Raw genomic sequence first — 22,200 nt, forward strand, 5'->3', positions numbered from 1 at the left:
GTTCTAAAAATAATTATTTGAATTAAAAAAAACGAATAAATATGATTTTTTTATTTTTTAAAATAAATTTCAGGCTTATTTCCATTAATCTCCAAAGTGCATTTTGCCCCCATCGGCATTGTTACCAAATCAGGCTTTTCATGTCCACTTTCAAGTCCATAAATTACAGGCTTTTCATAATCCTTGAAAAAATCTTTTAAAAAATCCATTAACTCATAATTTTCTCCATAAGTATTTTCACAGCCCGCAAAATTGCCTAACAAAACCGCATTACAGTCTTCAAATTTTCCAGCATATTTCAAATGTGTCATCATTCTATCAATTCTGCTGATTTCCTCTTCAATTTCTTCAATAAAAAATATTTTCCCTTTCGTATCAATTTCATAATCTGTTCCTAAAGTTGTAACAATTATCGAAAGATTTCCGCCAGTCAGCTCTCCATTTATTTTTTTATTTTCAAAATCTTTTTTATACAAAAGGAGTGTTTCTTTTTCTTTTCCAGTTTTTTCATCTGTTGGATTCTCAAATTTCCACTTTTCGCCTTTTTTCTTATTCAAAGCATTCAAAAAAGACTTTTTCGTAAATTCACTAAAATCGTTAAACATATTCGATTTTACCATAGGCCCATGAAAAACTCCCAAATTACACTTCTGATTGAAAGCAATGCTTAAATTTGTAACATCGCTATAACCCACAAAAACTTTAGGATTTTTCTTTATCAATTCATAGTCCAGCTTATCCAAAAGTTGCGAAGCACTAAATCCGCCCTTCACACAAAAAATTCCTTTAACTTCATCATCAGAAAAAGCCCTATGTAAATCTTTTATCCTAATTTCAGGCGTTCCCGCCATATATCCTCCAATATTCTCAAAAAGGCTCTCCCCCAGCACAGCCTCAAAACCTAAGTTTTTCACAACTTCCTTGCATTTTTCAATATCTTCCTCAAAAATAGGAGAAGAAGTGCACACTAAAAACACTTTATCTCCTTGTTTTAATGGTTCTGGAAAATTCATTTTCAAACTCCTTTTTTATTTTTTCAAGTTTTTATCTTTATAATTGATTATATTGTTGTTTATTAATACTATTCCCAGTTTAAAAAGCAAAAATTATATTTTAATTATTTGAAAATAAATACCAGGTTTAATTCTCTACTAAAAAGATTTATAATAGATTTGTTATTTAAATGGTGTTTAGTATAAAATAGTAAAAATCAATTAAAAGTTAGTATAGCTATTATAAATTCTAATTTCTTTTTTTAAACAGGATTTAGATAAGCAATATTTTAAATATTCATTTTATCAATTTCAATTTTAAAAACAACCTTTGTAACAATTTTTCTTATATTTCCAGAATTATCATTTTCAGAAACATTAAGTTCAGGCTTATGCACATCATTTGGCAAAAATACGAGCACATCCCCAGTTTTCATAACTACATCAAATGCTTTTTCACCTTCCAGAATTACCAAATCCTTTTCAGAATCAAAGCTCTTAACTTCCATATTCCGAATATCACTAATTGCAACTTTTTCAGTTCCATTAATCATAATTTGTACATCCAAATATTTTTTATGGCTTTCCCAAAATTTCTCATTTTCACTTTTTGTAAAATATTTTCCTACATTCATTTTAATGTCATTATATCCTACATCATAACTTCCATGTACAAGCGATAAAATTTTATTCTCATTTTTTTTCGCAAATTCAATGCAAAATTGAATATCCTTTGCTAAGCTCTTGTTCTGTACTTCATCATTCATATTTGTAAAAATCATCTTTTGCACTCTCCTTCAAAAAAATCACAGCTAATTCTCAACTGTGATTATACCCTTTTTTATTAACAATTTCAATAAAAAAAACTTATTTAAAACTTTGTTTATAGCATTTCAATTATCTTTATTTTTTCTAAGATTCCTTTTTCCAAAATAATTTTATCAATCTCAGTTTTCAAATTTTCATCATAAAAATTCTCAATCACGGCAAATTCACTATTTCTATCCAAATTTTTATCCCAGAATCTTTGAAAGTATGGACGTAAAAATTTGTTTATTTCAAGCACAGCCTTATTTTCCCCCTTATTTTCCACGATATTTTGCAAATGCTCTAAAACAAGTGATTTTGTTTCATCAAAAGTTTGAATCGTGTTTATTTTACCACTCTGTAGAAATTCCCTTGTTTGTGGAATTAACCAAGGATTACCGATTATGCCACGTGAAAGTATTATGCCATCAAGATTGCAGGGGGTTATTTTTCGTTTTATTTCGGAAAGTTCAAATAAATCGCCGTTTCCAAAAAACTGTATATTTCTTGGCATTTTGCTTAGTTTTTCAACAATTTCCCAGTTGGCAGTTCCAGAATACATTTGTTCTTGAGTCCGTCCGTGAACACAGATAAAATCAAGGTTATGCTTATTTGCTAAATTTAAAAAAATTTCAGGATTGTCAAAATCCTTATAGCCAACACGTATTTTTATTGAAATTTCAGCACCAATATCTTGCGTTTCCAAAAGAACCTGATTAACTAAGTTATAGTTTTCAAGAAGTGCTGAACCAGCTCCATTTTTTACGATTTTAGGCTGCGGACATCCCATATTTATATTAATTTTTCTAAATCCAAAATTTTTCAGTTTTAAAATTCCTGAAACTAGCTCATTTTTATCTCCACCAAAAATTTGTGTGCCAGTTTTTTCCTTATTATCACACTTCAAAAGCTCGTTTATCGTAGTATCATTCTCACGATTCAATAAATTCGCATTTACCATTTCTGTAAACAAAAAGTCAGGCTCAAACTTTTCAAGTATCTTTCTAAAGGAATAATCAGTAGTGCCAGCCATTGGGGCAGTGTATATTTTCATTTTCTCTCCTGTTTTTTGTTTTACATTATATACTTAAAATGAAAAAAAATCAAATGTGGTAAGGCATCAATTTCAATAACTTTTGAACGTTTTAAAACAGAAAGTTATTTACTTTAAAATTTTGTATAATAAGTTGTTGACTTTTTTGAAAACGCATGTTATAATCACAATGTAACGAATAACAGAATTTCATTTACTGTTATTAAGTTTTAACATATATATTCTTTAAAGGAGAGGATTACTATGAAAAAAAATAAAAAATTAATGTTACTCGCAATCTCGCTACTTGCTTTGCTAAGTTGTACAAGTAATAATGGAAAAGGAAACCTAAAAACAGGCATTGGCGGAACTATTAGAAACAGTGGAAGCGGAAATGGTAAAGGTTCTGGAAATCCAACAGTTACCAATCCAACTTCGCCAGGTTCTCCAGCTAACCCAGCAAACCCAAATCCTACAGTGCCATCAATAAGCACGAATGCAAGATTTCCAAAAATAAATCTCAGTGCAATTCCTAATTCAAAATTAGACATTTTTGCATATAAAATTGCTGGAGAAAAACTTGACGCACCTAAAACTGCCAGCAAAACTCACTATGAAGTCAAGGACAGGGAAGTTGGATTTTACCTGAACCGTTCAGCTACAAAACCGCTTACTATAGCTACTTCAACAACAATGGATGTAAAAGCAGGTGGAGGAGCAATGGCATTTTTTGAAGGAAACAGCGTTTATAATGGAAACACACACTTTTTTACAGATCCTCAGGAAGCCGTTAAGCATTACTTGACAAAACTTATACACAATGCTGAAAAATTGACATTCAATATGGAACCTAATTCGTATTTATTCGTACTTAAAGGCGTAGAGGTAGAATTGTCTAAAACTGATGTTTCAAATCTTCTTGCCAAAATTCCTGCAAATCAAAGGCCGACAATTAATGGTACTGGCTATAAATTAGTTAAATTTGATAATTCCAGACTTTTTGTAGACAAGGATGTAAACTTGGATGATCCTAACGACTTGTATAATAAAGTAGATGTTACAAATTCTACTTTCACTATTAATTCTGGTAAAACAATTACTGGAACAAAAGACAATCAAATTGGAATTAAAGGACTGTATGGATTTGAATATGAATTTGTTCCAAACGATATGAACTATAACCGTGGTACTATCAATATGAAAGGTAGCAACTCAATCGGAGCATACGGTACTGCGTCAAACTTTAATAACCTTGGAACAATCTCAGTTGGAAAAAATTCAGCTGCAATTTACTGGAGTGCAGAATCTGAATTTGACTACGGACTGCTTGGGCCTTCTGCTCCTATTCCGCATAATTCTGCAAGAAACGACGGAAATATTCTGCTTGGTGAAAATTCCACAGGAATGTATATGGACAAGCCTTACTTTGACAACAAAGGATTTATTGCAAATTTAAATAATGGAAAGATTGAAAGTACAGCAGCCAATGTAATCGGAATGTGGGCAAATGTCCGTAACCAGAAAAAAGATCCTGCAGCTTCAGATACTCCACAAGATGTAATTGGAAGTGTTGGAGAAATCAATCTTTACGGAGATAAGTCAATTGGAATCTATGCTGGCGGAGATGGTGCCTATAATGCAGAAAATCAAAAATATTATGGTTCTAAAGGAAAAATCAGAATAGGCGATTCATCTGACAGAAACAACCCAAGCATGGGAATGTACAGTGATAATCCAAATGCAAAAATGATAAACAACGGAATTATAGAAATCGGTAAAGATTCAATCGGTATGGCAGGAATCAACGGAAATACTTTAGAAAATAAAGGAACTATCAACATCACTAAGGATGGCGGTATCGGAATGTACTTGGCAAATGGTTCTAAAGGTACAAACAGCGGTACAATAACGACTGTTGGAACTCCAAAAGACGCAATCGGTGTAGTTGTAGGAAAAGATTCTGAATTCACAAATACTGGTAAAATCCACATTGAATCTGCTGGCGGTGCCGGAATTGTTGTTGCTGGAGGAATAATTAAGAATTATGGAGATATTGAAGTTAGTGGTGGTGCCGTAAGAGACCGTGTAGACAACACAAGAACTATTAAAGTTCTCTCAAACAAAACAAAACCAATAAATGGGGATTTAGGTGTTTACGTAGATACATTAGGAAAAACAAAACCAATTGAAGGGCTTTCTAACTTAGTATTGAGAAGTGCTGACTTGTTAATCGGTGCAGAAGCTACTGAAAAAACTAACGCTACTGAAGTTACAGTTGGAAGTAATGTACTTGATCCATTTAACAAATCTATTCAGTCAAGCAATATTGCAAACTGGAATGTAAAAACTGGTTCTTTAGTATGGGAAGCTGATTCAGAAATTAAAAATAACAAAATAGAAAAAGTTACTTTGAAAAAACAATCCTATGCAAAATTTGCAGATAGTGAAACAACTGCAGAAGTGGCTAATGGGCTGGATGAAAAATATACTGGAACTGCTGTAGATTCAAAAGACAAACAAGTATTCAATTACTTAAATACATTGAGCGACAGAAAAGCGTTGGCAAGAACTTACCGTGAAATTAATGGAAGTCAATATATCAATGTTCAACAAAGAATTGCACAGACTGATGATATTTTAGACAACAAACTTTCTGCTTTACAAAGAGAAAATGCTGATAAATCTGGACATCATGTTTCTACTTTCTTTAACAGGGATAAATATGAGGCAAGAACGCCAGAATTAGCAGATTCAAACAGCTCAGCTTACGGAATTTCATATTTATTCAATAATGCTGATGCAAAACAGGGAATTTATGCTGGAACAGTTATTAACAACTTCAAATTTAAAGACAGTGGAAAATCAAAAGAAAATGTAACAATGTTTAAATTAGGTGCTTACAAGACATTTGACTTAAATAATCTTGAGTGGACTTTAAGTGGAGATGGATTTGTTTCTAAAAACGATATGAAGAGAAGATTTGTAATCGGAAATAATGTTTATGAAAACAAGGCTAACTACAACGCTTACGGATTTGCAATCAAGAACGAATTAGGAAAAACTTTCCAAGTTGGAGAAAATGTTACAATTAAACCTTACGCTGGTCTAAAACTTGGCTATGGTAAATTTTCAAAAATTAAAGAAAAAGACGGAACTTTAAATATGGAAGTTAAAGGAAGCAATTACTATTCTGTAAAACCATCTGCAGGAGTTGAAGTTGGATATTCCACTCCAATTACAGAAAACACTAAATTCAAGGCATCTTTAGGACTTGGCTATGAACACGAACTAGGAAAGGTTGAAAGCAAGGTAAACGAAGCTAAATTTACGAATACAAGCACTAAAATCAACTTAAAAGGTGCAAAATACGAAAGACGTAGAAACTTCAAGAGCGACGTAAAAGTAGGATTTGAAGCAGGAAACTTTAATTTTACAGTAAATGGTGGATATGATACGAAGGATAAGAATTCTCACGTTGGTGTAGGACTTGGTGTTTCATTCTAAATTTATTTTATATTTGATTTTAAAACAGGGACAGGATAGTATCTTGTGTCTGTTTTTTTATATAAAAATTTTTTAATTATATTCAATTCTGCATAAAATGTGAGTTTGCAAAAATCAAAGAAATTTAGATTTGAATAATCGTGTAATTATATTAATTATATTGACTTTTTTAAAATTCATAGTATAATGAATATCGAAGAAAAACATAATACGTTACTAATAATTTTATAAATTATAGAAAATCTATGAAAATAAAAACTTGAATTTTAGAAACGAACAAAGGCAATGGTTAAAAATCAGAACAAAGAAAATAGAAAATTCAAATAACAGTGAAGGTGGAAATCCTGGAACAGGAGGAAGATCTGATGCAAACATTGAAATAATGACTTATCAAAAATTTACAAAAGGCAGGTTAATTGAATTTGCAAGAATGCATGACAATATGGATTAAAAACTTTAAAAGAAAGGAGCTTGTATAATGTAACTATATTATACAAGGAAAAAATAAAAATGAAAAATAAAATTTTAATATTAGGAATGCTGGCTCTAATGTCAGTAAACGTAAATGCTGGATGGATAAAATATAGAGATAAAGCTATAAATGAATTAAAATATGCTATAAAAAATACCAATACTCAGAATTACAGCAATTATCAAAGTTATTATTATGATAATGATAGCTATGATGATGATTATGATGATAGCGACAGCGATTATGACGATGATCACGATTGCGGCTGTGATGATGGCGACTACGATTATGATGACAGTGATGACAGCTATTACTATTATTAGTATTGTTTTTGGATAAATGAATTCAAGTTACAGGTACATTTTACCACTTCCATACTGCACATAATTTTACACTTTTATTAATTTTTAGTTTCAGAAGCTAAAATTTTAAATTAATACTAAACCCCATTTGAAAAATAAGAAACATATGTTATTTATTTTCTAGCAAACCCACTATTTTAATGGGGAATAGTATAAGATAAATAAAATTAGGGAGGATGATTTACTATGAAAAAAATATTATTTTTATTAGCAATATTACTTTGTTCATTTACAATAATGGCAGATTTTGAAGATGAACCAATTGAAATTCAATCAGGCTATTGTGAAGGAAGGGGAAAAATTTTAAATAGAGAAGAAGATCTTCCATATGTAGGAATTACAACTACATATTCGCTATGTCGAATTAATGGTTTACGATATAAAAATATCAAAGTGATAAGAGAAGCTAGAATTGTTGTTCCAAAACGTGGAGGTTTTGATTTAAAATCAAGAGAAGATTATACTGATGGATCATTTTGCATGCAAGTAGATTATGATAACAGGATTTTAAGAATTTTCCATCCTTTAGACGAGTTGTGTGAAGGAATTGAAAGAGAAAAAAGATAATAAAATTATTTTAACAGGGACAGGATTTTGCCCCTGTTTTGTATTAAAATTTATTTCATTTTTCTTAATAAATCTAATGTTTTTTGGGGAATAGAGCCATTTCCTTCCATTGCCACCACTATTGGCGGGAAGTTTTTCGGAAGTGCCAAATCTTCAATTCTATTTTCCACATCTAATGTTATTTCGTTTTCTTTTCTTGCGGATATTTTATTTTTTGTGTCAGGATCTATTATTATTAATGAAGCTAATGCCAGTAAATCTACATATTCGCTAGCTTCCAAAATTTTATCAGCACTAGTTATGTCTCCTGCTCCAATTAATAATGCTCTACCGTCTATAACGGATTTTATAACTTTATTAATTGATTGCCCTTTACATTGTCCTAAAGCGGCTTTACTGGCATAGGCACGTTTTCCCCAAAGGAATGTGTGAATGTAATCTACTCCCAATTTTACAACTTCATTGATTAAGTATAAGCTGTCATCAAGTAAATATCCAATTTCTTCTCTGTGAATTTCTTCAGGTGAGAGCCTGTACCCAAATGAAATCATTTTCATCATCCCTTTACATTATTTCAAATTTCATTATTATTATAACTCGAAATTCAAATTTATCAATTTTTCACTAAAACATCTAATTTCTCAAGATAAAATATTTTCAAAGTGAAAATAAACTTAAATAATAGAATAATATAGTACGATATATTGAAAATATATATTTTCTTATTAAGGAGGAGTCAATATGAAAAAAGTATTAGCAATTATCTTGTTGTCAGTATTGACAATGGTTTCTTGCACGACTGCCACTGATGGAACAAGAAAAGTTAGTAAAACTGGAATCGGTGCAGGAATTGGAGCGGCTGCCGGAGCTGTAATTGGGCAGGTTATTGGGAAAGATACGAAAGGAACGTTAATCGGTACAGCTGGAGGGGCTGCAGTCGGAGCGGCTATTGGAAATATTTTTGACAGACAGGAAAAAGAATTAAGAAATAAGTTAAAAGGGACAGGTGTGGATGTTAAAAGAACTGGTGAAGGTGAAATCAAATTGACAGCACCTGAAAATATTACTTTTGACATAAACAGTTACGTAATTAAGCCACAATTCAGAAATACTCTAGATTCAGTGGCAACTGTGCTAAAAACTTATCCTGACTCAACAATCGTAGTTTCAGGACATACAGACACAACAGGAAATGACGCAATTAATAATCCACTTTCTGTAAATCGTGCAAGTTCAGTAGAATATTATCTTGAATCACAAGGTATTTCGAGTTCAAGAATAACTTCACGTGGTTATGGAAGTAAACAGCCAATTGCAAGTAATGCAACAGAAGCTGGAAGAGCTCAAAATAGAAGAGTAGAAATTGCTATAATTGCAAATCAAAAATAATTAAATAATTTTTAGGGGTTTTTTCAAATTAAGTTTTGAACTAACTCCTTTTTTTAAGAATTTTTAGAATGATAGTCAATCCACTTAAAAATTAGAACAAAAATATGTAAAAAAATGACTTGGCTATAGATGCAACCTAACTTTTTTACTCTCATTTTAAACTAAAATTACTATAAAATTTAGGAGATTTTTATGAAAAAAAATATAGTATTAAAATTTATGCTGTTACTTGGAACTTTATTAAGTTTCATATTAAATGCTGGAAATAAGGAAAATTTTAACAATTTTGAAAAATTTTCATTCAGGATGTCAAATAATCCAGATTATATAAGCTACAGAATAATAACAGGCAATGGAGATAAGTATCCTGTGCAGCTGAATGTGGGAAACTATCTGGCTTTTATGCCTTCGAGATATGCAGCAGTCAATGTTTATGAATTTTTATCTGATACCTTGAAAAAAGATTTTAAAATTATAAAAATAAATAAAAAGGGAAAAATAACGGATCAGTCTAAAATTATAAAATATTCTGCAAATGATTTTTTTCTAAACTATAAAGATAACGTGGATTTTGAAAAAGCTGAACTAAAATCACTAGGAATGGTGTTTGCAGGAGTAAAAAATGTAGGAACAGGAGAATACAAGATAACTGCTTATGGGAACAAGGGAATTTCTGGAGGAATTGACAGTAAAGGGCTAAATTGGTTAAACTTGGCGTTTATTCCGACGAATTCAGCATTTTATATAAAAACGACTGGTGATAAAAGTTTAGTGTGGAGTCCAAATCGTGATTATAACAGTATTCAATACACATTTTCAGTTGAGAATGGAAAAATAGTGGCCGTGGATAAAAAAGGAAAGCATTACTTAACTATCTATCAAAAGAGTGATTCATTGTTTGTAGATATGACAAAATATAGTCTTGAATTTCGTGTAAATCAGTCTGAAAATCAGCTTGAATATTGGATAAATCATAAATTAAAATATGTGGAAAAATATCAAACTATATAAAAATCTAGTATTTTTAGATAATTGAAATATAATTTTTTAGTTTTAATAAATCGACGGAGCTTTTATTTGTTCAGCTACGATTGTTTGACGACTGGAAGGAGAAGTTTCGGAGTTGGGCAAATAAAAGTCGTAGTCTAGCCATAGGTTATTGCGTAGCAATCTTGCCACAATTTTAATTATTAGTATAAATCTTTACTGCAAGATAAGGATTTGCGGCAATGAACAATCCTGCAAAAGAGGGGATTTTACTCCCCTGCCATTTCTTTAGACTTTTCCGTACAAGCCTTAACGGCTTCCATTACAGTTCCTCTAAATTTACCATCTTCCAGCACTTTCAAGGCGGCAATTGTAGTTCCTCCTGGAGAAGTTACCTCATCTTTCAAAATTCCTGGATGTTTTTTTGTTTTAAGCATCATTTTGGCTGAACCTAACACCGTTTGGGCAATAATTTCATAAGCCCTGTCCCTTGGCATTCCTTCCAGTACCCCGCCATCCGCAAGAGCTTCCATAAATACGTAAACATAGGCTGGTAAAGAGCCACTAATTCCTGTATAGGCATGCATAAGTTTTTCCTCAATTTCAATACTTTTTCCAAAACTATTCAGTAATTTAAAAATCATACTTTTTTCATTTTCCTGAATGTTATGATTAAAAGAAACTGCCGTCATTCCTTCCATTACTTGGGCAGGCGTATTTGGCATAGTTCTAACCACTTTTTTGTCAGTCCCAATAATATTTTGAATAAAATTAATGCTAATTCCAGCGGCAATTGACAAAACAATAGTTTTTTCAGTCAAACCATCTTTTATTTTTTCCAATACTTTTGGAATAATATTTGGCTTTACAGAAAGAATGAGAATACTGCTTTCTTTTGCGATTTCATTTTCACTTTTCGCTCTTTTCACGCCATATTCTTTTGATAACTCTTCAATTTTCTCCTTGTTTAAATCAAAAATAGCTATATTTTTATTTTCAAGAAAGTTTGAAGCTGTAACTCCCTTCAATATCGAACTTCCCATATTTCCTGCTCCAATAATTCCTAATTTCATTTCAAACCAGCTCCTTTTTTTATTATTTTATTTAAATTATTTGTTATTTTTAAAAATTTTTTTACTTCTTTTGTAAACAGTTTCGCTGATTCCTAATTTCAAATTTACAAGACAAGCCACTACAAAAAAATAATCCGAAAGTCTATTTATATACTGAAGTCCAATTTTATTTATCCCTTCACCTGACTCAATTACAGCTATCATCTTTCTCTCCAAATTCCGCACACTTGTCCGCATCATATGAAACATGCTCGAAATCTTACTTCCTCCTGGAATTATAAAACATTCAAGTTTAGGAAGCAGGGGAATATATTCATCCATTCTTTGCTCAAGCCACTCCACATTATCAATTTTCTGCTTATATTCCCGCAAGCCTTCTGGTACTGCCAAATCACTTCCACAGTCAAAGAGCTGCTGCTGAATATTTTCACACTCTTCACGAATTTCTTCCAAAACACTATTTAACTTGTCATTTTCACGAATTTCAGCCACAATAACTCCAAGCAGCGAACATACCTCATCCATCGTTCCATAGGCTTCCACTCTCACATGAGTCTTGCTCACACGTTCCCCTCCAGCAAGTCTGGTAAATCCTTCATCACCATATTTTGTGTATATTTTCATAAGTTTTAATTTCCTTTTTTCAGTTTAATTTTTAGTAAAATTTATAAATTATTTATTAATAAGTTTCGCATTCTTCCGATACTCCTCAATTTATTTTATCAAAAATTTTAATCCCCTCTTCAAACATCATCGTTTTCTAATAACCCCACTACCTCAATATGCGGTGTCTGCGGAAACATATCCACAGGAGTAACTTTCTTTAAGACATACCCATTTTCAGCCAAAATCTTCACATCTCGTGCAAAAGTGGCAGGATTGCAGGAAATATAGACAATTTTTTCAATTTTATTTTTTATAACACTTTTTAGGGCAGTTTCCTCAATTCCTCGCCTTGGCGGGTCAAAAACTATTGCTCCAACATTTTCTCTCTTCAAAATTTTTGGCAGTTCCTTCTCAACTTTTCCATTTACAAATTCTACATTTTGAATGGAGTTTTCATAAGAAGTCAGTTTTGCAGCAAGTGTTGAACTTTCGACACTTTCAATTCCAATAACTTTCTTTATGTTTTTTGAAAGCATCATTGCAATGGTTCCAGTTCCTGAAAATGCATCAATTACTGTTTTTTCATAGATTTTATCAGTATTTTTATTTTCTTCATTCAAAAACTTTATTGCAACATCATAAAGTTTTAGTGCCTGTTTTTTATTAATTTGGAAAAATGAATTTGGATAAATCTTGAATTTTAATCCTTCCATTTCCTCTTCCAAATACTGGCTTCCAAATAAATGGACATTTTTACCTAAAATTATGTTATTCTGTTCAGTTTTTACAGAAATATAGATTGATTTTATGCAGTCATTTTCATCATACATTTCTTCCAGCACTTTTGAAAGCTGATTATACTGCGAATTTTTATTTACGATAACAACTATCATAACTTCATCTTTTTCATTATTTCTAACCATTATCTGCTTCAAAAAACCAGTATTATTCACTTCATTAAAAACTTTAAATTCCTTTTTTGTACCTGCAAAACTATTTACTTTCTGCAAAAATTTATCAATAATTATTTTGGCAATTTCTGATTTTAGAAGACTTTCTTTAGCTGAAAATACATTGTGGGACTTTCTTGAATAAAATCCCGTCTGAATAACTCCATTCTTTTTGAAAAATGGCTCAGCCGTCTTGTTTCTATAATTAATTTTTTTATCACTTCCAATAATTTTGCTAATTTTTACCTTTTTCAAATCAATTTCAGCAATCTTTGTCAACACTTCTTCAAGCATTTTATCCTTATATTCAAGCTGTTTCTCATATTTAAGCATTCCAAAATCACAGCCATCAAAATCCTCAAAACTAATTTTGGACAAATCCTCAATCCTGTCCTTTGATGGTTCAATTATCCTAGTTATAAGCCCTCTTGCATACGATTTTTTTACCGAGATAATTTCCACTTCCAATTTATCTCCTGGAACACTCATCGGTACAAATACTGTAAACCCAGCAATTCTTCCAAGTCCTTCTCCACCAAACACTATTTTTTCTATTTGAATTTCCAGTTTTTGCCCAACTTCATAATTATTTTTTATTTTATTCATCTCATTCCTTTTTTTATTTTAAATATTCTAAAATATTTTTCAATTGCAATCCCATTCCGATTTTTAAACTTTTCTCATCAATATTAAATTTTGGATGGTGCAAATCATAAATCAAGCCTTTTTCTTCCACTCTTGTTCCCAGTCTAAAAAAACATCCAGGAATTTCATTTAGGAAATAACTAACATCTTCAACATCCATTCTAGGCTGTTTTATTAATTCCAGGGCATTTTCGCCGTATAAGTCAACAATATTATTTTCTACTTTTTTTGTCATTTCTTCGTCGTTAATTACAGGAGCATAGCCACGCTTAATATCAATATTTATTGTTCCGCCTAGTGATTCTACAAATTTAGGCAAGTCTTTTTCAATTGTTTCAATTATGAATGTTCTTGTTTCTTCAGACATTGTTCTTGCTGTACCCCTCATTTCCACTTTATCACAGACTACGTTGTCGGCAAAGCCTCCGTTGAATGCTCCAATTGTAATCACAGCTTCTTCTCTTGGATCAATTCTTCTGCTTACTATTGATTGCAAGTATTCCATAACTTTTGCTCCGATTAATATTGCATCAACTCCTTTGTGAGGCAATGCGGCGTGGGCAGAAGTACCATTTATCGTAAGGTGTATTCTTGCTGACGAAGCGTGTGCCTTTCCATATTTTATTCCAATTTTTCCAAGTTCTATTTCTGGAGCCATGTGCAATGCAAAAAATGCATCTATTTTTCGATTTTTATCACTTTCAAATTTTAATGCTCCACTTTTTATCATTCTATCTGCGCCGCCAGTTGTTTCTTCCGCTGGCTGGAAGAAAAATCTCACAGTTCCATGCCATTTATCCTTATTATCTGCCAAAATTTTTGCTGCTCCAAGCTGAATAGTTGTATGTGCATCGTGTCCGCAAGCGTGCATTTTCCCAATATTTTTTGACTTATATTCAACTTCATTTTCTTCCAAAATTGGCAGTGCATCAATATCTGCACGAGTTGCAACTGTCTTATTTTCTATATTTTGCTTATCATTATAAATTGTCGCAACAACTCCTGTATTTATAATCTCAGAAAATTCAATTCCATTTTCCATTAAAAAATTTTTTATAAATTTACTTGTTTCAAATTCTTCATCCCCAAGTTCAGGATTTTCATGAATAACTCTTCTGACTTTTACCATTTCATCATAAATTTTATCAACATTTTCTTTTATAAACTCATTTATTCCTCGTGAATCCATTTATTCTCACTTCTCTTTCTAAAAAATTACATAATTTTATTATATCAAAAAATACTATCTTTGTAAATTTTTGAAAAATAAATAGACTTGTTCGAAAACTATATGTCTTTAAGATTTGATAGAATAAATGTTCTGAAGCAAAGAGGCTTAACCCCTTGTGAAAATAAAAAAAACTTAAATTGTCAAATACATCTATAAATAACTTTAATATAATTTTTATTTTTTTAAAATAAAATCTCTAGCCTTTTCAGCAATATTTTTTTTAGCAAAAAATATTTGTATAGAATCAAAAGATTTATTAAGAGTAAAATTTAAAGAATAATAATTTCCTCCTTGACTAAGAAATTTATCAACTTTCACATCATAAACCCAAGAATAAGGGATTATATATGCGGGATAAACACAAAACAAATATCTGCTTCCAAGTTTTAAATCACTTTGCAACATTATTCCAGTTCCAACTATTCTATCAGAATTAATAAAATCTTCTTTTGCATAAGTTAAAAGGTTACCCTCATCTAAATCATCTAACATTTTAAAAATTCTTTTATTTTCTTTCTTTCTCATAAACAATGCAAATAATAATAGAAAAAGTATAACAAACCATAAAAAAATTGGAATGCCGAACTTAATAAACACAGAAGTCATAGGGCTTATGGAAAAATCAGGATACTCCTTTACAAATTCCAGTTCTTTAATATACTCTAAATATCCACCAAATAAAATATATACAGTGTCTACTATTAACAAAAAAATTTCTATACAATAAATCGGGTTTGCCGCTCTTTCTATTTTTAATATGTTATAAAAAAATTCACGTGGCCCCAGATCTTTTAAATTCTCATCAATTTCTACGAATACAGTTTTTCTCATTATTCTTTTTCTTGCTGCTAAAGCAAGAAATATTGATAAAATAAAAATTAAGGGTATAAACATTATCTCGCCAATCATTCCAAACATTGTCATTTAAAACACTTCCTTTTCAATATAAAATATTGTCATTTCTGCACAATCAAAATAATAGTAATTTATTTAAAAAACTCTATATCTCTAATTTAATCATATTTAACAGTATATGGTATAGAATATTCTTTTAAAATAGGCGTTAATTTCTGTATTTCATCTAAAACCATTTTTTCAGTAACAATAAGTGAAATTTTACTTGTCTGAAAAAAACGTTTAACCACTTTTGCATTTTTCTTATAAATCCTTATTTGCCCTCTGTAAGAATTACGAATACGAGTACAGTAAAATTCTACATAATCGATGTCAAAAAGCGGGATTTTTTTTGTAGGTATAGAATTAAGATGTAAGTTTTCATTTTCTACATAAAAACATTCCATTGTATTTTTTCTGACTATTAAATATATAAGAGTTGCACTAGAGATAATAAGTATTACCAGTTGTAGTATTATCATACTAATAATCATTTTATATTCCTCCTTAAATATTTACACATAATCTTATCTTTTAAATCTTATTAAATTCATCGTCTACTAATACTTCATATTTTTTGAAATACTTTTTCAATAGAATATAATCGCTTGTTTTTATATCCATCTCAACAAATATATTCTTTTTTCTATCTAAAATTTGAATAATAGGAATATTATACTTTCTTCCTTTCTTAAATTCTTTAGTATAGAAATTAATAAAATTTATGTTCTCAATTTTTATAGATTTTATTTCATTTTTATTATATAACAGAGTAATCTCTTTATTACTTATATTTAACGAATATTTTTTATACTTAAGCATTTTTAAAAGCTCATAAACTCCATAAATTGTAAAAACAATCAATGGAATAAGATAAAGAATATCTTTATATTCCCCTTTCTTATACGTTTTAACAAGAACAATAGGTATCACAATAATAAATATAAGAAGTAATAAAATATTCGAAAATAAATCAAAATTACTAATGAAAGCTTTAACTTCAAATTGATCTGAAAGTTCTAAATTTCCAAGAGTTTTTAATTTATTTTCTGTATTATAGATATCTAAGCTAACTAGAGGTAAAGTTATCATAAAAACTAAAATACCCAAGATAGAATATGTTAAAATTATCATTTTTATATCTGAACTTCTATCTAAAAATATCAACTGAATTAAAAAAATAACTACAAGTACTAGAAAAATACTCAGCATTATTTTTCGTGCTTTCTTTTGCCTTGCTAAATTTGGAACAAAAAGATTCAATTTTTCATCAAAAATATAGCCCCGTTTATCCGTATTTTCTCTATTAGTTTCAATGTTTTTCTTAAAAATTAAATTATCTGTATAATTTTTAGCTTCTAATAAAGACATATCCTTATTTTTATGAAGAAAAGCAACTGTTTGTAATTTTTTATTTTCATTAACCAAAGAAGATAAATTTTTTTCATCTTCTTCAGAAACAGATATATTTTTTTCATAGTGTTCATTATTGATTTTTTTATCAATACAATCCTTAGCTTCTTTTAAAGTCATTTCTGTTTTATCTTTAACAAAGACAATAGCATCTATTTTTTTTCCTTGTTCAAGTAGTGAAATAATATATTCTTCATCTTTTTCTGATAATTCCACAGTATTTTACCTCTTCTTTATTAAAATTCTTTATATTGATTATCTATTGTTACATTATAATTTTCAAAATATTTTTTTAATGAATAATAATCAGTAGCACTTATAGTCATTTCAAGAAGCTTTTTTTCTTCACTATCAAAGATTTGTAAAGTAGGATTTCTATCCCTTCTTCCTCTTCCACGAGCAATAGCATAAAATTTAACATAACTTATATTATCTGTTGTGATATATTCTTTTTCATTATTTTCAAAATATATTTTTATTGTTTTTCCAATTATGATTAAAGAATATTTACTATTTTTAAATTCTTTAAAAAGTGCATAGAAATTATAAATAGATGCCACAATGGCAAAAATTAAATAAAAAATATATCTAGTTGAAAATTGTTTTAATATATTAGGATGAAAAAAAAACATAACAATTAAAAGAACCCAAATCATTATATATGCAAAAAATCGTCTATTTTTTAAAGCTTTTATTTCAAGATCTTTTGACAATTTTAATCCTTTAATTTCTTCTAACCTTTTCTCTATCAGATGAATATTTATTTTTAAAACAAGATATATAGCTAAAAAAAGAAAAAATATTACATGGGTATAAGCTAAAAATGATCTTTTCTCATAAGAAATTTTATTCCAAAAATATATTTGTATTAAAACAGCAACAAAAGATATTAATGATAAAATCAAAAGTAATTTTGCGAATTTTTTTTGTCTTGGTAAATTAGGAACATACATATTTAACTTTTCATCAAAAATATAGCCCCATTTTTTAGGTTCATTCATTCTATAAGCCTCCAAATATTATTTTTTTCTAATAAGAATAAAAGCAGAAATTATCACAAGAGTAATACCTAAAATGATACCACTTAATCCAATAACTTTATATAATTCAATATATTTTAATAAGCTAACATCAGAATTTTGAAGTCCAATATGAGCAACATAAAGAAAAAAGAGCCCAAAACAAAATACTAAAATTCCACTAGCAAATAATAATATATGCCAAGGAAATGAATAATCTTTTTTTGTTAAACTTTTCTTTTTAAAAGGAAAAGTACTATATGAATTTTGATTTTCAGGAGCATTTATTCCTGCATCTTCAATTAATTTTATACTTGTTATATAGCTTGTTCCAAAAATTCCTTTTCCAAAAGTACAAGAAAATTTAGAGCCAAGTTTATCTATAAAAATTTTGTGTTTCCACATTCCAGTAGAATACAAATCTGGAGAATCTTTAAATTTAAAAATATAGATATGTCTATGCCTTCTTCTGCTACCTTTATAAATAGTAAAATAATCTCCTAAAACTACTTCTTGCGTTTCTCTATTGTGTATAAAAATCCTATCCACTATTTTAAAGAGTATAGCCCAAGATATAAAAAGACTTGGGATAAAAATATATAAAGGTGAATTTTCTAATGTTATTATGTTTGATTTAACAATAATATACCAAATGGGTATGGCAAAAATAACAGTTGCTATAGAAATTGAAATAAAATTATAACTTGTATTATAATCAATATATGAATTACCACTAGCACGCATTCCTTTACTATGATAACATAATCTTGAAATTAAGTGGAATAATCCAAAAGCACAAATTGCTATTTCTTGTAAAGAAGAGCCGCTATTAAAACACAACATTCCACCTAGTACAAAAGAAAGTATTGAAAAAAATACTGATAAGTCTATTAAAACTGATAATAAAGAAAAAATAAACAAATATGCTAAAAATAACATTACTCACTCTCCACAGTTTTTATTTCACTAATCCTAAAAGTTCTTCCCTATTTAACGGTTCAACCATAATATATGAAGCATCTATAAATCTATATTTACTTTCCGGTAAATTTTTAATAAAGTCATCGTAATCCAAATGTGCAGCAACATTATAACTGTTTCGATCATTTTCATCTCCATCAATAGTTACCAGTCCAATATTCCAGAAAGCAATATCTTCATTTTTAACCATATCTGAATTTTCAAATTCAACACTAGGTTTATAAGGAAGTATCGTCCTAAGATTTTGTGTAAGAGTATAAGCTCCTATTATTTTCCCGTCTTCCTTATTTCTGAAAAATTGCTGATTTGCTGAGAAGGCATCTAAATATTGTATTTCCTTTACCATATTAGAAAAAGTATCAATAGGGCTATTTGAATTTTCTATTTTATCAATCATTTCCTGATTAAAGGAAACAATCCTATTTATTCCAAAAATACTGTAAAGAGTCGAATCTTCACCTTTAACTCGTGATGAAATTCCTTCTATTCCATAAAGTATATCACCTTCATAGTCAAATTTATCAATATTATCAACTGTATATTCTTCTCCCGTTTCACTTATAATTTTTGAATCAAATTTTTTAGCCAATGCTTTTATATATTCCAATGCCAGAAGCCAATCTTCTCTGGACGATGGTGTAAAAACCCTTATGCTATAATTTTTATTTTTATTATCATAATACAATTCAAATCCTCTTGCACTTTGCTTACCATCTCCTATTAAAAGACACTGATAATTAGAAACAGGAGATAACAGCAAATCATTAATATCAATATTTCCAGTATTGTAGCTGTAAAGCTCCTTATCCAGCAAACTCAATGCAGTTTCAACATTTAAAACTGGTTCATAACCTAAAAATTTTTTCTTGTTTTTTACATAAAAACTTATACTCATTTTTTAACCTCCGTATTTTTTTTATTTACTAATTTATTATTTTTATCGCCACTTTATTTTTTAATTTTATTCAAATTTCTAAAAAGATATAGTATATCATTTTACTAATTTGCTTAATTTTTCTTTCAACTCATCATCAACTTCAATTTTTTCTAAGTTTTCTATATTTTCTTCATTTATAGCAGTATGATACAAAAAAACGCCATCCATTGCACCATCTGCCCAAGGAATTCCATTCTCCTCTTCTTGAGGCAAAGCAAAATCTTCAGGTAATTTTCCACACTCTCGAATAGAAGATTTTATTAATTCATATATAGATAAATTTTTGTTTTCCACTTTTTTATTCTCCTTTTTTTCTAATTTTTTTGTTATCATTAATTTTTTTATTAGAAAAATAATTGTTATTACAACTACAATAATAAGTATATTTTGAAAAAATTCCGTAATTCCATAAATCATTCATTATAATTTTACTATATTTTACCATTCATTTACAGAATATAAAAGAGCAAGCCTAATTTGTGTCAAAAGTTCTTCCGTAAGACTGTCATATTTACTTTCAAGCCCCTTTTCGTGTGCATAATAAGGAGGACTGTCATTCCAGGAACCCATTCCACCAAAAACATCAGAAATTTTGGCTGAATAAAAAAGTTTTGCATTTATTTCAGGCATTTTGAAAAGAGTTTGTCCATAAAGAGTATTTCTTATATTTTCAAAACTTTCCCCATTTAAAATGTTAAGAGCTTTTCTAAAGGTATTTCCAAAATTTGTAAAATTAATTTTATCAGCCAAAATTGCTATTCTATTCAATACATCTTTAAAATCTTCTGTATTATCATAAAATTTAAGTTTTCCATTGATAGAATTTTTGTATTTGTGAGCAGTATAAATAATATTCCATCCACCACTTGTTTTCTTCCATTTTGGTGTAAAATAAAGAATCAAATTATTTTTAAAATAGCAAATGAGTTTAATCTTCTCTGTATTTAAATCGTTGGGAATATTTAAATTTTTAGAAGAAACGGGTAATAAAATTTTTATATCTTCTAAACTTAACTTTAAACAATAATCAAACCATTCTTCAATATTTCCAGCTTTATAGTTTTTTTCTAAAAGATCTATTTTATTTTTAGAGAATAGAAATTCTATACTTTTTTCATATTCAAAAGGAAAATATTTAATTTTAGTTTTTGTTTTTAAGGCAAATTTTACTGCTATTGTAATATCACATATTTGTATAATTTCCTTATTCATAAAAATAACTCCCATCTTAAAATTTTGTATCTAATACTCATAATTTTTTATCATTCTATTATTGTGCGTTTATCTAATTGTAAAAAGGAAAAATTGCTCTTTTTTAATTTCTTTAAGTTTTGGAATTTATCATTTTATTTTTTATTGGATAATAAATTTAAAGTTATAAAATAAAGTTTTTACTGTATAATTTATTTTACTACAATTTCAAAAAAAATTAAATATATATAATTAAAGAAAAAAACTATAATAATATCATAGATAAATTTGAATAAAATTTCTTAAATATATGCTATAATTAAGTATATTAATCAAAATTTATTTGAAATAGATTTAATATTCCAAAAATATTAAAAAGGAGCTGCTATGAAAAAATTAAATTTAAGAATAGAAGAAAAAGAGTGTATTTTGTATATAAAAGAAAATAAAAATCCAGACTACATTTTAATACAGCCTGTAGACGAAAATGATATCAAAGTTCTAGATAATGAAGTGAAATATATTTCTGAAAATACAAATAAAAATTTTAGTCTTGCTGCATTTAAAATAAATGACTGGAACAGTGAACTGACTCCGTGGGAGATGCCACTTCTTCGTGGAAAAGGGAACTTTGGAAATGGAGCTGGTAAAACATTGGAATTTGTAAAAGAAAAGTTGATTCCGAGTTTGACAGAATTTATAAATATTCAAAATAAGAATGTGAAATATATTTTAGGTGGATATTCGCTTGCTGGGTTATTTTCATTATGGAGTGGTTATCAATCAGATATTTTTGTTGGAATAGCTGGAGCTTCACCATCGGTTTGGTATAAAGATTGGATGAATTTTGTAAAAAAAAATGAATCTTTGGTGAAAAATATTTATTTAAGTTTAGGAGATTTCGAAGAAAAAACTAAACATCAGATCTTGTCAAAAATTGGAAATAATATAAGGGAATATATTGAAATTTTAGAAAGTTCTGAAAATGTAAAAAACTGTATTTTGGAATGGAATGAGGGAAATCATTTTAATGGTTCGGATATACGTATGGGAAAAGGATTTGTCTGGCTTTTGGAAAATTGTTAATTTTATTAATTTTTGTATTTTATCCCCTAAAGGTAGAGGCAGAGGTGAAATTCGAGATTTT

23 protein-coding genes are annotated in these 22,200 nt (G+C 28.9%); 7 read left to right on the top strand and 16 right to left on the bottom strand.

Annotation, left to right across the window (positions count from 1 at the left end; translation table 11 throughout):
* Positions 1-50: 50 nt before the first annotated feature.
* The 3 genes from K324_RS0105895 to K324_RS0105905 all read right to left on the bottom strand — a co-directional run bounded on the left by K324_RS0105895 (position 51) and on the right by K324_RS0105905 (position 2,853).
* Positions 51-1,013 carry a S66 peptidase family protein gene (locus K324_RS0105895; RefSeq protein ID WP_026748344.1) on the bottom strand — a complete coding sequence of 321 codons (963 nt, stop codon included), beginning with the start codon at positions 1,011-1,013 and terminating at the stop codon, positions 51-53.
* A 269-nt stretch (positions 1,014-1,282) separates the two neighbouring features.
* Positions 1,283-1,774, bottom strand: coding sequence for a NanQ anomerase/TabA/YiaL family protein (locus K324_RS0105900; protein ID WP_026748345.1), 492 nt, complete (start codon positions 1,772-1,774; stop codon positions 1,283-1,285).
* A gap of 101 nt (positions 1,775-1,875) precedes the next feature.
* Positions 1,876-2,853 (bottom strand): tRNA dihydrouridine synthase, encoded by a 978-nt coding sequence (locus tag K324_RS0105905; protein ID WP_026748346.1) that lies wholly within the window; start codon positions 2,851-2,853, stop codon positions 1,876-1,878.
* A 243-nt stretch (positions 2,854-3,096) separates the two neighbouring features.
* Between K324_RS0105905 and K324_RS0105910 the strand changes: the two genes are divergently transcribed.
* The 4 genes from K324_RS0105910 to K324_RS0105925 all read left to right on the top strand — a co-directional run bounded on the left by K324_RS0105910 (position 3,097) and on the right by K324_RS0105925 (position 7,737).
* Complete coding sequence (locus K324_RS0105910; protein ID WP_026748347.1) at positions 3,097-6,336, top strand: autotransporter outer membrane beta-barrel domain-containing protein; 3,240 nt, start codon at positions 3,097-3,099, stop codon at positions 6,334-6,336.
* 259 nt (positions 6,337-6,595) lie between these two features.
* On the top strand, positions 6,596-6,787 hold the full coding sequence (locus K324_RS0105915; RefSeq protein ID WP_026748348.1) for a hypothetical protein: 192 nt from the start codon (positions 6,596-6,598) through the stop codon (positions 6,785-6,787).
* A 59-nt stretch (positions 6,788-6,846) separates the two neighbouring features.
* Complete coding sequence (locus tag K324_RS14390; protein WP_036095236.1) at positions 6,847-7,131, top strand: hypothetical protein; 285 nt, start codon at positions 6,847-6,849, stop codon at positions 7,129-7,131.
* A 225-nt stretch (positions 7,132-7,356) separates the two neighbouring features.
* On the top strand, positions 7,357-7,737 hold the full coding sequence (locus tag K324_RS0105925; RefSeq protein ID WP_026748349.1) for a hypothetical protein: 381 nt from the start codon (positions 7,357-7,359) through the stop codon (positions 7,735-7,737).
* 50 nt (positions 7,738-7,787) lie between these two features.
* Here K324_RS0105925 and K324_RS14395 read toward each other — a convergent pair whose 3' ends face one another.
* The gene (locus tag K324_RS14395) at positions 7,788-8,288 is read right to left on the bottom strand and encodes a beta/alpha barrel domain-containing protein (RefSeq protein ID WP_211231546.1); all 501 of its coding nucleotides are present in this window, start codon (positions 8,286-8,288) and stop codon (positions 7,788-7,790) included.
* Positions 8,289-8,478: 190 nt separating this feature from the next.
* Here K324_RS14395 and K324_RS0105935 point away from each other — a divergent pair, with 190 nt between their 5' ends.
* The gene (locus K324_RS0105935) at positions 8,479-9,126 is read left to right on the top strand and encodes a YiaD family glycine zipper/OmpA-like lipoprotein (RefSeq protein WP_026748350.1); all 648 of its coding nucleotides are present in this window, start codon (positions 8,479-8,481) and stop codon (positions 9,124-9,126) included.
* Positions 9,127-9,318: 192 nt separating this feature from the next.
* On the top strand, positions 9,319-10,137 hold the full coding sequence (locus K324_RS0105940; protein WP_026748351.1) for a hypothetical protein: 819 nt from the start codon (positions 9,319-9,321) through the stop codon (positions 10,135-10,137).
* A gap of 245 nt (positions 10,138-10,382) precedes the next feature.
* Here the strand turns inward: K324_RS0105940 and proC are convergent, their stop codons facing one another.
* The 12 genes from proC to K324_RS0106000 form a co-directional block, all read right to left on the bottom strand.
* Entirely contained in the window at positions 10,383-11,186 is an 804-nt protein-coding gene (gene proC / locus K324_RS0105945; RefSeq protein WP_026748352.1) for a pyrroline-5-carboxylate reductase, read from the bottom strand.
* Between the two features lie 36 nt (positions 11,187-11,222).
* A complete protein-coding gene (locus K324_RS0105950) occupies positions 11,223-11,810 on the bottom strand; it encodes a cob(I)yrinic acid a,c-diamide adenosyltransferase (RefSeq protein ID WP_026748353.1) in 588 nt (195 codons plus the stop codon).
* A gap of 119 nt (positions 11,811-11,929) precedes the next feature.
* Complete coding sequence (gene rlmD / locus K324_RS0105955) at positions 11,930-13,348, bottom strand: 23S rRNA (uracil(1939)-C(5))-methyltransferase RlmD (RefSeq protein WP_026748354.1); 1,419 nt, start codon at positions 13,346-13,348, stop codon at positions 11,930-11,932.
* Positions 13,349-13,361: 13 nt separating this feature from the next.
* Complete coding sequence (locus tag K324_RS0105960; RefSeq protein WP_026748355.1) at positions 13,362-14,576, bottom strand: M20 metallopeptidase family protein; 1,215 nt, start codon at positions 14,574-14,576, stop codon at positions 13,362-13,364.
* Positions 14,577-14,792: 216 nt separating this feature from the next.
* Positions 14,793-15,542, bottom strand: coding sequence for a hypothetical protein (locus K324_RS0105965; protein WP_026748356.1), 750 nt, complete (start codon positions 15,540-15,542; stop codon positions 14,793-14,795).
* Between the two features lie 89 nt (positions 15,543-15,631).
* Positions 15,632-16,006, bottom strand: coding sequence for a hypothetical protein (locus tag K324_RS0105970; protein ID WP_026748357.1), 375 nt, complete (start codon positions 16,004-16,006; stop codon positions 15,632-15,634).
* 40 nt (positions 16,007-16,046) lie between these two features.
* Complete coding sequence (locus K324_RS0105975; RefSeq protein ID WP_026748358.1) at positions 16,047-17,141, bottom strand: VanZ family protein; 1,095 nt, start codon at positions 17,139-17,141, stop codon at positions 16,047-16,049.
* A 20-nt stretch (positions 17,142-17,161) separates the two neighbouring features.
* Positions 17,162-17,926: a hypothetical protein gene (locus K324_RS0105980; RefSeq protein WP_026748359.1), complete on the bottom strand. Its 765-nt coding sequence runs from the start codon at positions 17,924-17,926 to the stop codon at positions 17,162-17,164.
* An 18-nt stretch (positions 17,927-17,944) separates the two neighbouring features.
* Positions 17,945-18,883: a hypothetical protein gene (locus tag K324_RS0105985; protein ID WP_026748360.1), complete on the bottom strand. Its 939-nt coding sequence runs from the start codon at positions 18,881-18,883 to the stop codon at positions 17,945-17,947.
* 19 nt (positions 18,884-18,902) lie between these two features.
* Positions 18,903-19,820, bottom strand: coding sequence for a DUF4299 family protein (locus K324_RS0105990; RefSeq protein WP_026748361.1), 918 nt, complete (start codon positions 19,818-19,820; stop codon positions 18,903-18,905).
* 96 nt (positions 19,821-19,916) lie between these two features.
* Positions 19,917-20,156: a hypothetical protein gene (locus K324_RS16215; protein WP_197738428.1), complete on the bottom strand. Its 240-nt coding sequence runs from the start codon at positions 20,154-20,156 to the stop codon at positions 19,917-19,919.
* A gap of 144 nt (positions 20,157-20,300) precedes the next feature.
* On the bottom strand, positions 20,301-21,074 hold the full coding sequence (locus K324_RS0106000) for a hypothetical protein (RefSeq protein WP_026748363.1): 774 nt from the start codon (positions 21,072-21,074) through the stop codon (positions 20,301-20,303).
* Positions 21,075-21,440: 366 nt separating this feature from the next.
* On the opposite strand from K324_RS0106000, the gene K324_RS0106005 reads away from it, so the two are divergent.
* Entirely contained in the window at positions 21,441-22,139 is a 699-nt protein-coding gene (locus K324_RS0106005; protein ID WP_026748364.1) for an alpha/beta hydrolase, read from the top strand.
* Positions 22,140-22,200: the final 61 nt, after the last annotated feature.

The sequence above is a fragment of the Leptotrichia trevisanii DSM 22070 genome (assembly GCF_000482505.1).
GTDB classification, from domain to species: domain Bacteria; phylum Fusobacteriota; class Fusobacteriia; order Fusobacteriales; family Leptotrichiaceae; genus Leptotrichia; species Leptotrichia trevisanii.

Excerpts from the sequence above, each read along its gene's own strand:
- K324_RS0105895 (WP_026748344.1), bottom strand. The coding sequence starts at position 1,013 with ATGAATTTTCCAGAACCATTAAAACAAGGAGATAAAGTGTTTTTAGTG.
- K324_RS0105900 (WP_026748345.1), bottom strand. The coding sequence starts at position 1,774 with ATGATTTTTACAAATATGAATGATGAAGTACAGAACAAGAGCTTAGCA.
- K324_RS0105905 (WP_026748346.1), bottom strand. The coding sequence starts at position 2,853 with ATGAAAATATACACTGCCCCAATGGCTGGCACTACTGATTATTCCTTT.
- K324_RS0105910 (WP_026748347.1), top strand. The coding sequence starts at position 3,097 with ATGAAAAAAAATAAAAAATTAATGTTACTCGCAATCTCGCTACTTGCT.
- K324_RS14390 (WP_036095236.1), top strand. The coding sequence starts at position 6,847 with ATGAAAAATAAAATTTTAATATTAGGAATGCTGGCTCTAATGTCAGTA.
- K324_RS0105925 (WP_026748349.1), top strand. The coding sequence starts at position 7,357 with ATGAAAAAAATATTATTTTTATTAGCAATATTACTTTGTTCATTTACA.
- K324_RS14395 (WP_211231546.1), bottom strand. The coding sequence starts at position 8,288 with ATGATTTCATTTGGGTACAGGCTCTCACCTGAAGAAATTCACAGAGAA.
- K324_RS0105935 (WP_026748350.1), top strand. The coding sequence starts at position 8,479 with ATGAAAAAAGTATTAGCAATTATCTTGTTGTCAGTATTGACAATGGTT.
- K324_RS0105940 (WP_026748351.1), top strand. The coding sequence starts at position 9,319 with ATGAAAAAAAATATAGTATTAAAATTTATGCTGTTACTTGGAACTTTA.
- proC (WP_026748352.1), bottom strand. The coding sequence starts at position 11,186 with ATGAAATTAGGAATTATTGGAGCAGGAAATATGGGAAGTTCGATATTG.
- K324_RS0105950 (WP_026748353.1), bottom strand. The coding sequence starts at position 11,810 with ATGAAAATATACACAAAATATGGTGATGAAGGATTTACCAGACTTGCT.
- rlmD (WP_026748354.1), bottom strand. The coding sequence starts at position 13,348 with ATGAATAAAATAAAAAATAATTATGAAGTTGGGCAAAAACTGGAAATT.
- K324_RS0105960 (WP_026748355.1), bottom strand. The coding sequence starts at position 14,576 with ATGGATTCACGAGGAATAAATGAGTTTATAAAAGAAAATGTTGATAAA.
- K324_RS0105965 (WP_026748356.1), bottom strand. The coding sequence starts at position 15,542 with ATGACAATGTTTGGAATGATTGGCGAGATAATGTTTATACCCTTAATT.
- K324_RS0105970 (WP_026748357.1), bottom strand. The coding sequence starts at position 16,006 with ATGATTATTAGTATGATAATACTACAACTGGTAATACTTATTATCTCT.
- K324_RS0105980 (WP_026748359.1), bottom strand. The coding sequence starts at position 17,926 with ATGAATGAACCTAAAAAATGGGGCTATATTTTTGATGAAAAGTTAAAT.
- K324_RS0105985 (WP_026748360.1), bottom strand. The coding sequence starts at position 18,883 with ATGTTATTTTTAGCATATTTGTTTATTTTTTCTTTATTATCAGTTTTA.
- K324_RS0105990 (WP_026748361.1), bottom strand. The coding sequence starts at position 19,820 with ATGAGTATAAGTTTTTATGTAAAAAACAAGAAAAAATTTTTAGGTTAT.
- K324_RS0106000 (WP_026748363.1), bottom strand. The coding sequence starts at position 21,074 with ATGAATAAGGAAATTATACAAATATGTGATATTACAATAGCAGTAAAA.
- K324_RS0106005 (WP_026748364.1), top strand. The coding sequence starts at position 21,441 with ATGAAAAAATTAAATTTAAGAATAGAAGAAAAAGAGTGTATTTTGTAT.